This is a genomic window from Marinitenerispora sediminis (assembly GCF_003336425.1).
Lineage (GTDB): Bacteria > Actinomycetota > Actinomycetes > Streptosporangiales > Streptosporangiaceae > Marinitenerispora > Marinitenerispora sediminis.
On the sequence record NZ_QEIO01000379.1, the window covers coordinates 1 to 387 of the forward strand.

1 protein-coding gene is annotated in these 387 nt (G+C 73.9%); it reads right to left on the reverse strand.

Going from position 1 to position 387, the window contains the following annotated elements; translation table 11 throughout:
- The coding region (locus tag DEF28_RS26900; RefSeq protein WP_199493588.1) for an RDD family protein at nt 1-296 on the reverse strand (296 nt) is incomplete at its 3' end.
- Between the last annotated feature and the right edge of the window lie 91 nt (nt 297-387).

Here is a 387-nt window from a genome sequence, read left to right on the forward strand (position 1 = left end):
CCGGACACCCGCCCGCCGCCGTCGGCACGGACGACCCGCAGCCCCAGCACCCGCTTGCCGATGGTCTGGCCCCATCTGGCCACCTGCACCCACTCGTACAGGAAGGCGACGAGGGCCAATCCGCCGACCAGCAGCACCGGGAACACCGGCCCCGCCTCGTCCGGCTCCCCGCCACCGGCGACCACCACGGAGACCAGCACGGCGCTGATCCCCACGACGAAGGTGCAGAACCCCGCCAAGAGCACGTCGATCAAGCGTGCGGCGAACCGCATCCCCGGGTCGGCGATCGCGGACACGGGCACGGTTGCGACCGGCTCTCCGGACGGAGGCCACGGCCCGGTCTGCGGCGGGTAGCCGCTGCCGACGGAGGGGTACTCGGGGTGGGGC